12 protein-coding genes are annotated in these 13,586 nt (G+C 64.1%); 2 read left to right on the top strand and 10 right to left on the bottom strand.

What is annotated here, in order from left to right:
- Positions 1-6: 6 nt before the first annotated feature.
- Positions 7-870, top strand: coding sequence for an archaetidylserine decarboxylase (gene asd / locus ACZ9A3_RS26305; RefSeq protein WP_045193749.1), 864 nt, complete (start codon positions 7-9; stop codon positions 868-870).
- A gap of 56 nt (positions 871-926) precedes the next feature.
- On the opposite strand, the gene serB is transcribed toward asd, so the two are convergent.
- A complete protein-coding gene (gene serB / locus ACZ9A3_RS26300) occupies positions 927-2,141 on the bottom strand; it encodes a phosphoserine phosphatase SerB (protein WP_045193750.1) in 1,215 nt (404 codons plus the stop codon).
- Between the two features lie 135 nt (positions 2,142-2,276).
- On the opposite strand from serB, the gene ACZ9A3_RS26295 reads away from it, so the two are divergent.
- Complete coding sequence (locus tag ACZ9A3_RS26295) at positions 2,277-3,776, top strand: histidine kinase (RefSeq protein ID WP_476253276.1); 1,500 nt, start codon at positions 2,277-2,279, stop codon at positions 3,774-3,776.
- A gap of 505 nt (positions 3,777-4,281) precedes the next feature.
- On the opposite strand, the gene ACZ9A3_RS26290 is transcribed toward ACZ9A3_RS26295, so the two are convergent.
- The 9 genes from ACZ9A3_RS26290 to ACZ9A3_RS26250 form a co-directional block, all read right to left on the bottom strand.
- Positions 4,282-4,989, bottom strand: coding sequence for a PqiC family protein (locus ACZ9A3_RS26290; protein WP_045193753.1), 708 nt, complete (start codon positions 4,987-4,989; stop codon positions 4,282-4,284).
- Between the two features lie 176 nt (positions 4,990-5,165).
- Entirely contained in the window at positions 5,166-7,424 is a 2,259-nt protein-coding gene (gene parC / locus ACZ9A3_RS26285) for a DNA topoisomerase IV subunit A (protein WP_045193754.1), read from the bottom strand.
- A gap of 10 nt (positions 7,425-7,434) precedes the next feature.
- Positions 7,435-7,953, bottom strand: coding sequence for a retropepsin-like aspartic protease family protein (locus ACZ9A3_RS26280; protein ID WP_045193755.1), 519 nt, complete (start codon positions 7,951-7,953; stop codon positions 7,435-7,437).
- On the bottom strand, positions 7,950-8,936 hold the full coding sequence (locus tag ACZ9A3_RS26275; protein WP_476253275.1) for an esterase-like activity of phytase family protein: 987 nt from the start codon (positions 8,934-8,936) through the stop codon (positions 7,950-7,952). The genes ACZ9A3_RS26280 and ACZ9A3_RS26275 overlap by 4 nt, the downstream gene beginning before the upstream one ends.
- Positions 8,933-10,837, bottom strand: a complete 1,905-nt coding sequence (gene parE / locus ACZ9A3_RS26270) for a DNA topoisomerase IV subunit B (RefSeq protein WP_045193757.1) — start codon at positions 10,835-10,837, stop codon at positions 8,933-8,935. The genes ACZ9A3_RS26275 and parE overlap by 4 nt, the downstream gene beginning before the upstream one ends.
- Before the next feature lie 36 nt (positions 10,838-10,873).
- Positions 10,874-11,482, bottom strand: a complete 609-nt coding sequence (locus ACZ9A3_RS26265) for a YqiA/YcfP family alpha/beta fold hydrolase (RefSeq protein ID WP_045193759.1) — start codon at positions 11,480-11,482, stop codon at positions 10,874-10,876.
- A gap of 102 nt (positions 11,483-11,584) precedes the next feature.
- The gene (gene cpdA / locus ACZ9A3_RS26260) at positions 11,585-12,400 is read right to left on the bottom strand and encodes a 3',5'-cyclic-AMP phosphodiesterase (protein ID WP_093376759.1); all 816 of its coding nucleotides are present in this window, start codon (positions 12,398-12,400) and stop codon (positions 11,585-11,587) included.
- A gap of 84 nt (positions 12,401-12,484) precedes the next feature.
- Positions 12,485-12,937: a DUF1249 domain-containing protein gene (locus ACZ9A3_RS26255; protein WP_045193762.1), complete on the bottom strand. Its 453-nt coding sequence runs from the start codon at positions 12,935-12,937 to the stop codon at positions 12,485-12,487.
- A complete protein-coding gene (locus ACZ9A3_RS26250) occupies positions 12,928-13,548 on the bottom strand; it encodes an NUDIX domain-containing protein (protein WP_093376764.1) in 621 nt (206 codons plus the stop codon). Before ACZ9A3_RS26250 ends, ACZ9A3_RS26255 begins: the two co-directional genes overlap by 10 nt.
- Positions 13,549-13,586 lie beyond the last annotated feature (38 nt).

Genomic DNA, 13,586 nt, shown 5'->3' with positions numbered 1-13,586 from the left:
AACCCAATGAAATCCCGCTTGTTTATCATCAGCCAGTACCTGCTGCCCCACCACCTGCTCTCGCGCCTGGCCGGCTGCGTTGCCGAATGCCGCGTGCGCTGGTTCAAGAACGCCTTCACCAGCTGGTTCGCCAAGCGCTACCAGGTGGACATGTCCCAGGCCCTGGTCGAAGACGTTACCGCCTACGAGCACTTCAACGCCTTCTTCACCCGCGCCCTCAAGCCCGGTGCACGTCCGCTGGATGAAACCCCGGGGGCAATCCTCTGCCCGGCCGACGGTGCCGTCAGCCAGCTCGGCCCGATCGAGCACGGCCGCATCTTCCAGGCCAAGGGCCACAGCTTCAGCGCCCTCGAGCTGCTGGGTGGCGATCCGGCCAATGCCGCGCCGTTCATGGGTGGCCAGTTCGCGACCATCTACCTGTCGCCCAAGGACTACCACCGCGTGCACATGCCGCTGGCCGGCACCTTGCGCGAGATGATCTACGTACCGGGCCGGTTGTTCTCGGTCAACCAGACCACTGCCGAAAACGTTCCGGAGCTGTTCGCCCGCAACGAGCGCGTTGTCTGCCTGTTCGACACCGAGCGCGGGCCGATGGCCGTGGTACTGGTGGGTGCGATGATCGTCGCCTCGATCGAAACCGTCTGGGCCGGCCTGGTAACGCCACCCAAGCGTGAACTGAAGACGGTGCGCTACGACGAAGCCAGCCGCGCGCCGATCCACCTGGAAAAAGGCGCGGAGCTGGGCCGTTTCAAACTCGGTTCGACGGCCGTGGTGCTGTTCGGGCCAGAGCAGGTGAAATGGGCCGAAGAGCTCGGCGCCGGCTCTGCGGTGAGCATGGGCGAGCGCCTGGCACTGCCGGCACAGGCCTGAAACTGAAAAAGCCCGCAGCGATGCGGGCTTTTTTGTACCTGTGGGAGCCAGGTCCGTCAGGCGCGAGCGTCGCGATCGCGAAAACCCAGCAGGTAAAGCACACCATCGAGACCCAGGGTCGAGATCGCCTGCTTGGCCGACTGCTTGACCAGCGGCTTGGCCCGGAACGCCACGCCCAGGCCGGCGATCGCCAGCATCGGCAAGTCGTTGGCGCCATCGCCGACGGCAATGGTCTGCTCCATCTGCAGGCCTTCTTTGCGCGCCAGCTCACCCAGCAGGTCAGCCTTGCGCTGGGCGTCGACGATCGGCTCGACCGCCACGCCGGTCACCTTGCCATCCACCACTTCCAGCTCGTTGGCGAACACGTAGTCGATGCCCAGCTTGGCTTGCAGCTGCTTGGCAAAGTAGGTGAAGCCACCGGAGAGGATGGCGGTCTTGTAACCCAGGCGCTTGAGTTCGGCGAACAGCGTTTCGGCGCCTTCGGTCAGGCGCAGCGACGCACCGATCTGGTCCAGCACGCCAACGTCCAGGCCCTTGAGCAGCGCCAGGCGCTCCTTGAAGCTGGCACGAAAATCCAGCTCGCCACGCATGGCCCGCTCGGTGATTTCCGATACCTGCTCACCGACCCCGGCAGCCTTGGCCAGCTCGTCGATCACTTCGGCTTCGATCAGCGTCGAGTCCATGTCGAACACCGCCAGGCGGCGGTTGCGACGGAACAGCGAATCCTGCTGGAAGGCGATGTCGACGTTCAGCTCCTGGGCGACGCTGAGGAACTCGGCGCGCAGGGCTTGCGGATCAGCCGGCTCGCCACGTACCGAGAACTCGATGCAGCCTTTGCTCTGCTCGGCCGGGGTGTCCAGCGCGACACGGCCCGAGAGGCGATCGATATGGTCGATGTTCAGCCCGTACTTGGCGGTAATCGAGCTGACCCGCTGCAACTGCTCGGCAGTCACCCGACGGGTCAGCAGGGTGACGATGTGCCGGGCTTTGCCCTGGCCTTCGACCCAATTCTGGTAGTCGGCTTCGGAAACCGGGGTAAACCGCACCTGCTGGTCGAGTTCGTTACCCGCAAACTGGATGTTCTTGAGCACCGACGAGGCCTTCTCGGTATCCGGAATTTCGACCAGGATGCCAAAGGACAGGGTGTCGTGAATCACCGCCTGACCGATGTCGAGGATGTTCACTCCACCCTGGGCCAGGACGCCGGTGATGGCGGCGGTAAGACCCGGGCGGTCTTCACCGGTGATGTTAATCAGAACGATTTCGCGCAAGACGGGCTCCGACTCGTTGAAAAAAAGCGCATTCTACCGATTTTCGCTGACCATCGGGCGCAGTCGATACTTTGCCCGCCCCTGAGCGCTCGCTATACTGCGCAGCAACTTCTCCGACATAAAGAGCCGCGCTCTGTGAACCGGCCCACGCCCGTTAAGACCGACAACTTCTTCCTGCTGATCTTCCACGCCCTGCGCCAACGCCGAATACCGCTGGCGCTGCGTATCGCCTGCCATAACGTGTTTCTGGTGGCACTGGCGCTGGTGATCTACGCCTGCGTGATGGGCCTGCAGTTCAAGGAAGCCATGCATGAGCAGGCCGATGCCCTCGGGCAGAGCCTGACCACCCAGACCGCCACCTCGGCCACCGAGCTGCTGGTGTCCAACGACATCCTCAGCCTCAACGTGCTGCTGGGCAACCTGGTGAAGAACCCGCTGGTGGCCCATGCGGCGATCTACAGCGTCGACAACCGGATCCTCGCCGAAGCCGGCCAGCGCCCGAAAAACGGCCTGCTGGGTGAAGCCGAAGGCCTGTACCAGACCAAGATCACCTTCCAGGACGTGACCGCCGGGCAACTGCGCATCAGCCTGGACATGAGCCAGTTCCAGCAGCCGCTGACCATCAGCCTGCAGAGCATGGGCATCCTTGCCGGTATCCTGCTGGCCCTGGCGCTAGCCATGAGCCTGCGCCTGGGCCGCTACATCTCCACGCCGCTGTTGCAGCTGCGGGTCTGGCTGCGCGACATCAACGAGTTCACCCCGGCCATCGAACGCCAGGATGAAATCGGCGACCTGGCGCGTCAGCTGCACACCCGCCTGGCCCCGCCACCACGGGAAATCGAGCCTGAAGAAGAGTCCTTCGATGAGGATGAGGATGAGCCGGAGTTCGAAGTGCGCAACCTGCGCGACCCGAGCTTCGACGAACAACCGGCTGTGGCCAAGGCCGCCAAACCGGTCAAGCCTGTAGCGGACGACGACAGCGATGACGCCTTCGCCGACCTGCTCGACGAGGACCACAGCCCCGCCCCTGCCCTGGCAGCCCCGGTCAACCGCGAGCCACAGGCCAGCGCCGTGCTGGCGGTGCAACTGGGCTCCCAGGAGCAACTGCGACGCCTGCCGCGCACGCGCCTGACCGAGCTGCTGGAACGCTACCGCGACTGCCTCGACCAGGCAGCCTCACTGTATGAAAGCGAAGTGCATACCCTCAACGACGGCAGCACCCTGCTGTTGTTCCACAGCCAGGACAGCGGCGAGGACTACCTCACCAATGCCATCTGCTGTGGCGAGCTGCTGCGTGCCCTGGGCCATGAGCTGCAAATCGAAGTGGCCGACAGCGGCATTACCCTGCAACTGCAGCTGGGCCTGGCCCTGGGTGAAGACCTGCACGGCCTGAGCCAGATCGACCTGCTGCTGACCGAAAAAGCCCAGGACGCCCTGGCCCTGTCGCAGCACAGCCGCAACCTGCTGCTGGTCGAGCGCAAGATCAGCGACGACGCCCTGGTTCGTCAGCGTGCGCGGATTCGCCCGATCGCCAGCCCCGAAGGCGCTTGCTGTGTCGAGCGTCTGATGGAGCCGTACCCATCGATGCTGGAGCGGCAACTGGCGCGGATGCATGAGCGCCGGGTCAAGAGCTGACCCCTTGGCAGAGCAAAAGCCCGCAGTGATGCGGGCTTTTTTATGGCTTTTCACGGAATCCCGGGTTGGGATGTTGAGGCTGCGAGTTTATCCATTCAGTTTGGGGCTGCTGCTGGCCCCTTCCGCCTTTACGGCGGCCTACTTTTCTCTTGGGAAGAAGTAGGCAAAACCGCTTGCTCCTGCATACGGCCCTACGCTGGAGCGAGCGGTTTTGGTTCCTTTTGCCAAGAACAAAAGGGACCCGCCGTAAGGGCGGAAGGGGCCAACAGCGGCGCCACACCGAATGGATAAGTCCGCAACCCAACCCAAGAATCATAGCCCCCGGGATTCCGTGAAGAACCTTTTTTATTGCCCTGTAGGAGCGGGCTTGCCCCGCAAAAACGCTAGCAACCCGATGTGTCGCCTGCGCCGGCCGCATCGCGGGTCAAGTCGGATCGCCGCACCGCCGCTCCCACACGGGCACAAAAAAGCCCGCATCGCTGCGGGCTTCTTGTAAGTCCTCGACTTAGAAGCGGAACACTTCCAGGTCGGTACGAATCGGCGTAGCCAACGGGATCTTCGGCTTTTCCGGCTCTTTGCGCACTTGTACCGGTGCAGCTTTCTTCGGTTGTTGTTCTTCCACCACTGCCGGCTGGTTGGCCAGCGGCTTCAAGGCAATGCTCAACTGCTCGGCGAGCTTTTGCAGCAACTGGCCCTGGGCTTGTACCTGGGCGCTCTCGCTACCCTGGTGCTGCTGCTCCAGGTGCACGATGCGGTTGTCACGGACCTGGCCACGGCGATCGAGCAGGCGCCACTGGGCGTCGAGAATCGCTGGCTGGTTGGTGCCGGAGTCCAGGCGGGTAATCGACAGCAGCACTTGTACATCCGGGGTGAAACCGGTGCTGGCCGGGGCCAGGACCACACGTTGGCTGTCCAGACGCCAGGCCAGCTGACGGACCAGCAACTGGTCGATGTCGGCCGACAGGCTACCGGCCCAGCGGCCATCGGTGGCAGCAGTCAGGCTGCCATCGGCCTGGCGTTGCAGCAGGGTTTCGCGTTGCAGGTAGTCGGCAATCGACACTGGGCCGAGAACCACTGCCATACCCGCGCTTTGCTTGGGTTGGCCAGGCTCACCGCTGTCGAGCTGATACAGGGATACCGGTTGGTGCATGCTGCAACCAGCCAGTCCGAGCACGCCACACAGCAGAACCAACGGAAGGCGCAGAAATTTCATCATCCCATCCAGGCGGTCGCCACAAGGCAAACCGCAGTGATACTCATATAGATTCGTTCGGATACACAGCCACGCTGGTACCGCAAGGGGCCTATCATCCGCGAAATAGCGGCTCGACTCCAGTGTTTCAACCGCGAACGGGCACGAAAATACCCGTTCAGGCTGTCTAACCCGGCTTATCCGGGAATTTCGACCAACAGCGCGTCAACCCGCTGGAAGCCACGGGGCAATTTGTTGCCCCGGCGCCCACGTTCGCCCTTGTAATGCTCAAGGTCGTCGGCCTTCAGAGACAGGGTACGCTTGCCGGCCTGCAATACAAGGGTCGCGCCGTCGGGAATGACCGCCAGATCAGTGACAAATTCTTCACGCGAGGCCACCCGGTCGCCCGGGATGCCGATGATCTTGTTGCCCTTGCCCTTGCCCAGTTGCGGCAGGTCGCTGACCTTGAAGATCAGCAGGCGGCCTTCGGTGGTCACCGCCGCCAGCCAGTTGTGCTCGCGATCGGCGACCGGGCGCGGGGCAATGACCTTGGCACCGTTGGGCAGGCTGAGCAGGGCTTTACCGGCCTTGTTCTTGGCCTGCAGGTCCTCGCCCTTGACCACGAAGCCGTAACCGGCGTCGGAGGCGATCACATACAAGGCGTCATCTTCGGGCAGCAGCACGCAGTCGAAGCTTGCGCCCGGTGGCGGCGTCAGACGGCCGGTCAACGGCTCGCCCTGGCCCCGGGCCGATGGCAAGGTGTGGGCGGCCAGCGAGTAGCTGCGGCCGGTGGAGTCGATCAGCACGGCAAACTGGTTCGAGCGCCCGGCAGCGGCGGCCTTGAAGCCATCGCCAGCCTTGTAGGAAAGGCCCGTGGCGTCGATATCGTGGCCCTTGGCGCAACGCACCCAGCCCTTCTCCGAGAGCACCACGGTGACCGGTTCGGTCGGCATCAGCTCGTTTTCCGACAGGGCCTTGGCTTCGGCACGGGCGACGATTGGCGAGCGGCGGTCGTCGCCGTAGGTTTCGGCATCCTTGATCAGCTCGGCACGCACCAGCTTGCGCAGCTTGGTTTCGCTGCCCAGCAGGGCAATCAGCTTGGCTTGTTCCTTGGCCAGTTCGTCCTGCTCGTTGCGGATCTTCATCTCTTCCAGGCGCGCCAGTTGGCGCAGGCGGGTCTCGAGGATGTACTCGGCCTGGGTTTCAGTAAGGTCGAAGCGGGCAATCAGCGCAGCTTTCGGCTGGTCCTCGGTGCGGATGATGTGGATAACTTCATCCAGGTTGAGGAAGGCTACCAACAGGCCTTCGAGCAGGTGCAGGCGGCGCTCGACCTTGTCGAGGCGGAACTTCAGCCGGCGGCGCACCGTCTGCACGCGGAATTCCAGCCATTCGACCAGCAGCGCCCGCAGGTTTTTCAGCTGCGGGCGGCCATCCAGGCCGATGATGTTGACGTTGACCCGGTAGCTGGACTCAAGATCGGTGGTAGCGAACAGGTGCTGCATCAGCTCGTCGAGGTCAACCCGGTTGGAGCGGGCGATGATGACGATGCGGCACGGGTTCTCGTGGTCCGACTCGTCGCGCAGGTCGGCGACCATCGGCAGCTTCTTGGCCTGCATCTGCGCGGCGATCTGCTCCAGCACCTTGGCCCCGGAGACCTGGTGCGGCAACGCGGTAACGACGATATCGCCGTCCTCAATGCGGTAAACCGCGCGCATGCGCACCGAACCACGGCCACTTTCGTAGATTTTCAGCAGTTCGGCACGCGGGGTGATGATCTCGGCTTCGGTCGGGTAGTCCGGGCCCTGGATATGCTCGCAGAGCTGCTCGACCGTGGCCTTGGGCTCATCGAGCAGGCGTACGCAGGCCGAGGCGACTTCGCGCAGGTTGTGTGGCGGCACGTCGGTGGCCATGCCCACGGCGATACCGGTGGTGCCGTTGAGCAGGATGTTCGGCAGGCGCGCCGGCAGCACCGCAGGCTCATCGAGGGTGCCGTCGAAGTTCGGCACCCAGTCCGCAGTGCCCTGGCCCAGCTCGCTGAGCAGTACTTCGGAGTAGCGCGACAGGCGCGCCTCGGTGTAGCGCATGGCGGCGAAGGACTTCGGATCATCCGGCGCCCCCCAGTTGCCCTGGCCATCGACCAGGGTGTAGCGGTAGCTGAACGGCTGCGCCATCAGCACCATGGCTTCATAGCAGGCCGAGTCGCCATGGGGGTGGAACTTGCCGAGCACGTCACCGACGGTACGCGCCGACTTCTTGTGCTTGGAGTCGGCGTCCAGGCCCAGTTCGCTCATGGCATAGACGATGCGCCGTTGCACCGGCTTCAGGCCGTCGCCGATATGCGGCAAGGCGCGGTCCATGATCACGTACATGGAGTAGTTGAGGTAGGCCTGTTCGGTGAAGTCAGCCAGTGACCGGCGCTCTACGCCATCGAGGCTGAGATCAAGGGAGTCGCTCATGCGGGCCTCATCATTTCAGGTTCTGGCGCAGCAGCAAGGTGCCGCCACGCTGGGTAAATTCGAGTTGTTTCAGGGCACTCATGCCCAGTAAAACCTGTTCGCCATCGAGCCCCGGCACCACCAGCGCGCGCACATTGCGCAGGAGGATATCGCCCAGCTGCAGCTGGTCCAGGCGCGTGCGGTAGCCCTGGGTGCGGCCATTGGCGGTGCTCAACATCACCGGCGCGCCGCGCTCCAGGCCTAGCTTGCCGGCCAGGGCTTCGGGGATCGCCACGTCGGTCGCCCCGGTATCGAGCAGAAAATGTACCGTCTGGCCGTTGATCCGGCCATCGGCGACGAAATGCCCCTGGCCGTTGCCGGCCAGTTGCACTTCGATGTAACCCTCGCCGTGTTGCGAGGTGACCACGGCATTGGGGTTGGCCTGACGCTGCTCCCATTCGCCGAAAAAGCGCGTGGCCAGGAACAATCCGGCCGCCCAGGCCAGAATCAGCAGTACCCGGCCAGCACGCTTGCCCGGCGGCTGGCTCACGATTTGCCACTCCAGCCGCCGGCCGGCGCGGCAAAGCGCCAGACAATCGGTCGCGATTCGCCGTCCTGGCGGGTCGCACCGTTGTTGTCCAGGCCAATCCAGGCGCCCTTGTCATCGATCACCAGCGCCTCGGCCAGGCCGAATGGCTGCGAGTAACGCCGGGGTTCGGCCAGGGCATCGGCGGCAAACGACCAGCAGCGCTCGACCTTGGCTGTCTGCGCATCACGCCGGCAAATGCGATAGGCGTTGCGCTCCAGGGTAAAGAGCTTGTCGTTGAACAGGGCCAGGTCGGCAAAGTCGCGCGACACCGGGCGCGGCCTGGGCATCTGCGGCGGCTGCATCTCGACCCCGGCTTCGCTGAGCAGCACACAACCGTTGCCGCAGTTCCAGGTGGTCTGCTGGCGGTTGATCAGCAGCAGGCCGCGGCGCTCGCGCTCGGCCGCCAGCCAGATACGGTCGCCGGCCGGGCTCACCGCCAGGCCTTCGAACAGTGCATTGAAGTGCAGCAGCATGCCGCTGGCCCGCGCCTGGCGGACCATGCTCGGGTCGATCTTCAGCCAGTTGGGCGCGCCTTCCATTGGCACCTGCAGCACGGCCGCATGGGCTTCACTGACCAGGTAATGGTTGCCGGCGGCATCACAGCTGATGCCTTCGAAGTCCAGCTCGCCGCCGCGCACCTGCGCGGCAGCCCAGGTGCGCGAGCGCAAGCCCCAGGGCAAACCGCTGTCCGGTACCGGCGGTACATCCATGTGTAGCGCTTCGGCTTGCCAGACGGCAGCCGAGGTATCCAGGCGGTAAAGCAGCTCGTCATCGCGGTCGGAAACCGCCCACAGCCCGCCTCGGCATTCGCTCAGGCCAGACAGATTGCCGCCACGCATGCCCTCGACCGGGTGTTCGGCGACCAGCTTGAGCTCCGGCCACGGCGCGGCCAGTGCCGGAAGCGTCAACAGCGCCAGAGCCGCAGTCAGGGCCACACGTATCAAGCCAGGACCTCGGCCAGGTTGCCTTTGGATTCCAGCCAGCTCTTGCGATCGCCGGCGCGCTTCTTGGCCAGCAGCATGTCCATGATTTCGCGGGTGCCGTCCAGGTCGTCGAGGGTCAGCTGGACCAGGCGTCGGGTGTTCGGGTCCATGGTGGTTTCCCGCAGTTGCGGCGGGTTCATCTCACCCAGGCCCTTGAATCGGGTGACCTGCGGCTTGCCGCGCTTCTTCTCGGCCACCAGCCGGTCGAGGATGCCGTCGCGTTCGGCTTCGTCGAGGGCGTAGTAGATTTCCTTGCCCAGGTCGATGCGATACAGCGGTGGCATGGCCACATAGACGTGGCCGGCTTCGACCAGCGGGCGGAAATGCTGGACGAACAGCGCGCAGAGCAAGGTGGCGATGTGCAGGCCGTCGGAGTCGGCGTCGGCAAGGATGCAGATCTTGCCGTAGCGCAACTGGCTCATGTCGGCAGCGCCGGGATCGACGCCAATGGCCACGGCAATGTTGTGCACTTCCTGGCTGGCCAGGACTTCGCCGCCATCGACTTCCCAGGTGTTGAGGATCTTGCCGCGCAGCGGCAGGATGGCCTGGAACTCTTTGTCCCGCGCCTGCTTGGCCGAACCGCCGGCCGAGTCACCCTCGACCAGGAACAGCTCGGCGCGCATCGGGTCCTGGCCGGCGCAGTCGGCCAGCTTGCCCGGCAGTGCCGGCCCCTGGGTGACGCGCTTGCGCTCGACCTTCTTGCTCGCCTTCAGGCGCCGGCCGGCGTTGTTGATCGCCAGCTCCGCCAGCTGCATGCCCACCTCCGGGTGAGCGTTGAGCCACAGGCTGAAGGCATCCTTGACCACGCCAGAAACGAACGCGGCAGCCTCGCGCGAGGACAGACGCTCTTTGGTCTGCCCGGAGAACTGCGGCTCCTGCATTTTCATCGAAAGCACGAAGCTGATGCGCTCCCAGACGTCTTCCGGCGCCAGCTTGACGCCGCGCGGCAGCAGGTTGCGGAACTCGCAGAACTCGCGCATGGCATCGAGCAGGCCCTGGCGCAGACCGTTGACGTGGGTACCGCCCTGGGCCGTGGGGATCAGGTTGACGTAGCTTTCCTGGACACTGTCGCCGCCTTCGGGCAGCCACAGCAGGGCCCAGTCGACCGCCTCTTTGTTACCGGCCAGGCTGCCGCAGAATGGCTCGTCGGGCAGGCGCAGGAACTCGCTGACCGAGTCGACCAGATAGGAGCGCAGGCCGTCTTCGTAGTGCCACTCGACCTTCTCGCCGGTGCCTTTGTCTTCGAAGCTGACCAGCAGCCCCGGGCACAATACGGCCTTGGCCTTGAGCACGTGCTTGAGGCGGCTGATGGAGAATTTCGGCGAATCGAAATACTTGGGGTCCGGAGCGAAGTACACGCTGGTGCCGGTGTTGCGCTTGCCAACGCTGCCGACTACTTCAAGCTCGGTGGCCTTGTAGCCATCGGCGAAGGTCATCTGGTACTCATTGCCGTCGCGCTTGACCTTGACCCGCACCTGGCTGGACAAGGCGTTGACCACCGAAATACCCACCCCGTGCAGGCCGCCGGAGAACTGGTAGTTCTTGTTCGAGAACTTGCCACCCGCGTGCAGCTTGGTGAGGATCAGCTCGACCCCGGACACGCCCTCTTCAGGGTGGATGTCCACCGGCATGCCGCGACCATCGTCGGACACTTCCAGGGAATGGTCGGCGTGGAGGATCACCTGCACCGACTTGGCGTGCCCGGCCAGGGCTTCGTCGACACTGTTGTCGATCACTTCCTGGGCCAGGTGGTTCGGCCGGCTGGTGTCGGTGTACATGCCCGGGCGCTTGCGCACCGGGTCAAGGCCGGAGAGGACTTCGATGGCGTCTGCGTTATAGGCACTAGCGCTGGGAATGGCCATGGGTTCTCGTCGTCAGTCGTGGGTGAAAATAGGTTATCAAAATACAGAAAAATCGAGTGTTTGATACTGCTGCGGGGCAATGCCGGCAAAGCTCAGCAGGGCTGGCAGGCGTTCGGCAAAGCCCTGGAAGCTGTGATCGCCACCGGCCTGGATGCGCAGTGCACAGGCACGGTAGAACTGCTCGGCCTGGCGGTAGTCCAGGGTTTCATCGGCGGTCTGCAGCCACACTTGAAAGCGCCCGGCATCGGTCGGCGCCGGCACTTCCAGCTCGGCCAGAGCCTGCACGTGGTCCAGGGTCAGTTCCCAGGTTTCGCCGGTATAGAGGTTCTGCTGCGGCCCCAGGTAGCCGTCGAACAGCCGGTGCGGGTTGATCGCCGGGTTGACCAGCAGGGCCTTGAGCCCGTGGCGCTCGGCCAGATGGGTGGCATAGTAGCCGCCGAGCGAGCTGCCGACCAGTAATGGCGATTCGAGCTCGGCAATCGCCGCCTCAAGCTGGGCGATGGCCTGGCGCGGGTGATGATGCAGGGCCGGCACGCGCAGGCGCTCGGCCAGCCCCAGCTGGGCCATGACCGCTACCAGCTGGCTGGCCTTCTTCGACGACGGCGCGCTGTTGAACCCGTGAATATAGAGAATCGAACCCGACATGCCGCCCCCGATGCGCCTTGAATGCCTGGATCGCCAGGCAGGAAAGCGCGCATTTTAGCCTGTTAGACGGCAGATGCAGCAGTTTCAGCGATTTGGCAACACTTAATAGCCGTCGCCTTCGTAGTCGACGGTGAATTCGAAGTCGCTGACCCGCGACACGCCGGTGTCGATCGAGCCGTCCGCCTGCAGGCGCAGCCAGCGGTAGCCGGGGGCCTGCTCGCCGACTTTGAAGTCTTCGCTGCGCGGCTCGAACTGGATGCAGGTCGAGGGTGAGGCCAATAGCCGCACGCCGTCGCGAACCTGGTCCCACTCCTGGTGAATATGGCCCCAGAGCAAGGCCCGTACCTGTGGATAACCTTGCAGCACAGCAAACAGTGCGTCGGCGTTGCGCAAGCCGATCGGCGCCATCCAGGCGCAGTCGATAGATACCGGTTGGTGATGGAAACAGATCAGGTGATGGCGCTCGGGCGCTTCGTCCAAGGCGCTCTTTAGCAACCTGAGCTGGCCGTCATCGAGCAAGCCCGGCACCGAACCGGCCACCGCCGAGTTGAGCATGAGGATTCGCCAATTGCCGATATCCACCTGCGGATCAAGCAAATCAGTGCCCTGCGCCGCCTGTTCCATTGGCAGCGGCTCGTCATGGTTGCCGGCGAGCCAGCGCGCGGGGGCCTCAAGGCTCGCGGTCAGGTCACGAAAACAGCGGTAGGACTCGACCGAACCATCCTGGGATAAATCGCCGGTGGCCAGCAGCAGGTCGATCCGCGGCTGCTCGTCGCGTACCCGCTCGATCACCCGCTGCAGGCTGTCGCGGGTATTCATGCCCAGCAGCGTGCCTTGCGCGTCGGCAAACAAATGACTGTCGGTCAGTTGCACCAGATACACCGGCGCGTCGCTAGGGGGGATCGATGGTTGCGGCAAGGGCCGACTCCTTGAACGGATTCAGCGCGATTATGGCGGCTGGCGGGCGTTGAGCAAATACTCGAAAACGACCGTCATCACATTTCAGCGAACGACGGCCAACTCATGGCCACAGGCCAGGCAATGGCTCAGCCATTCACCGAGGAACAGATTGAGCTGGGCCTTTTCGTCCGGCTGGTGCATGGCCGCATTGGGGTACGGATAGATACTGCGAAAACGCCGGGCGTGCTCGGCGCTGACCACTTCGGCCATGCGCGCGTCGTGGTAGACCTGCACCTCCAGCTGCGGCACCGGCAGCCAGGGCAGGCTGTGCTCCTGGCGCACGCGCAAGGTGGTGGTGTAGGGACAGGCGAGCACTACATCGAGGACCAGCACGCCAAGCATCTGGTCGCCCTGGGTCATGCCGATCCGGCGCGAGCTCTGGGTGCTGCGCATGTCGGGCAGCAGGCGCATCAGGCGCGCATAGTTGGCCTCGCAGGCAGCCTGCAACCCGACCAGATCTACCCGGTAGCGCTCGCGCAGCAGATTCACGACCATAGCCCCCTGACTTCAGCGCGGTTCAAGGCCAGCCATTGCAAGGCAATGATGGTTGCCGCGTTGGCAATTTTGCCGTCGCGCACGGCCTGCAGCGCATCCTCGAACGCCCAGACCTTCACGCGAATATCCTCGCCTTCTTCTTCCAGCCCGTGCAGGCCACCGGCCCCAACGCTGCTGCAACGGCCCAGGTAAAGATGCACAAACTCGTCGCTGCCGCCCGGTGACGGGAAATACCGGGTCATCGGCCACAACGTACTGAACACCAGCCCAGCTTCCTCCTCGGCCTCACGGTGTGCAACTTCTTCCGGTTGTTCGTCCTTGTCGATCAGACCGGCGACCAGTTCGATCAGCCAGGGGTTGTCGACCTTGCCGATGGCGCCGACGCGAAACTGCTCGATCAGCACCACTTCGTCGCGCTGGGCATCGTAAGGCAGCACACACACCGCATCATGGCGCACGAACAGCTCGCGGCTGATCTCACGACCCATGCCACCGGCGAACAGCTCGTGGCGCAGGCGCACCTTGTCGAGGCGGTAGAAGCCCTTGTAGCAAGTGGCCCGATCGACGATCTCGACCTGGCTGGGCACAGCGTTGTTGAACGTGTCAGACATGGGAATCCTCATTACCTCATTTACCGCATCGCGCCATC

The sequence above is a fragment of the Pseudomonas sp. TE4620 genome (genome assembly GCF_056279045.1).
This window is presented reverse-complemented; position numbering and strand designations above follow the sequence as displayed.

Bases quoted from the DNA above. Each gene is read 5' to 3' on its own strand.
- parE (WP_045193757.1), bottom strand. From the start codon at position 10,837: ATGGCCATTCCCAGCGCTAGTGCCTATAACGCAGACGCCATCGAAGTC.
- asd (WP_045193749.1), top strand. From the start codon at position 7: ATGAAATCCCGCTTGTTTATCATCAGCCAGTACCTGCTGCCCCACCAC.
- ACZ9A3_RS26255 (WP_045193762.1), bottom strand. From the start codon at position 12,937: ATGGTCGTGAATCTGCTGCGCGAGCGCTACCGGGTAGATCTGGTCGGG.
- ACZ9A3_RS26290 (WP_045193753.1), bottom strand. From the start codon at position 4,989: ATGAAATTTCTGCGCCTTCCGTTGGTTCTGCTGTGTGGCGTGCTCGGA.
- parC (WP_045193754.1), bottom strand. From the start codon at position 7,424: ATGAGCGACTCCCTTGATCTCAGCCTCGATGGCGTAGAGCGCCGGTCA.
- ACZ9A3_RS26250 (WP_093376764.1), bottom strand. From the start codon at position 13,548: ATGTCTGACACGTTCAACAACGCTGTGCCCAGCCAGGTCGAGATCGTC.
- ACZ9A3_RS26265 (WP_045193759.1), bottom strand. From the start codon at position 11,482: ATGTCGGGTTCGATTCTCTATATTCACGGGTTCAACAGCGCGCCGTCG.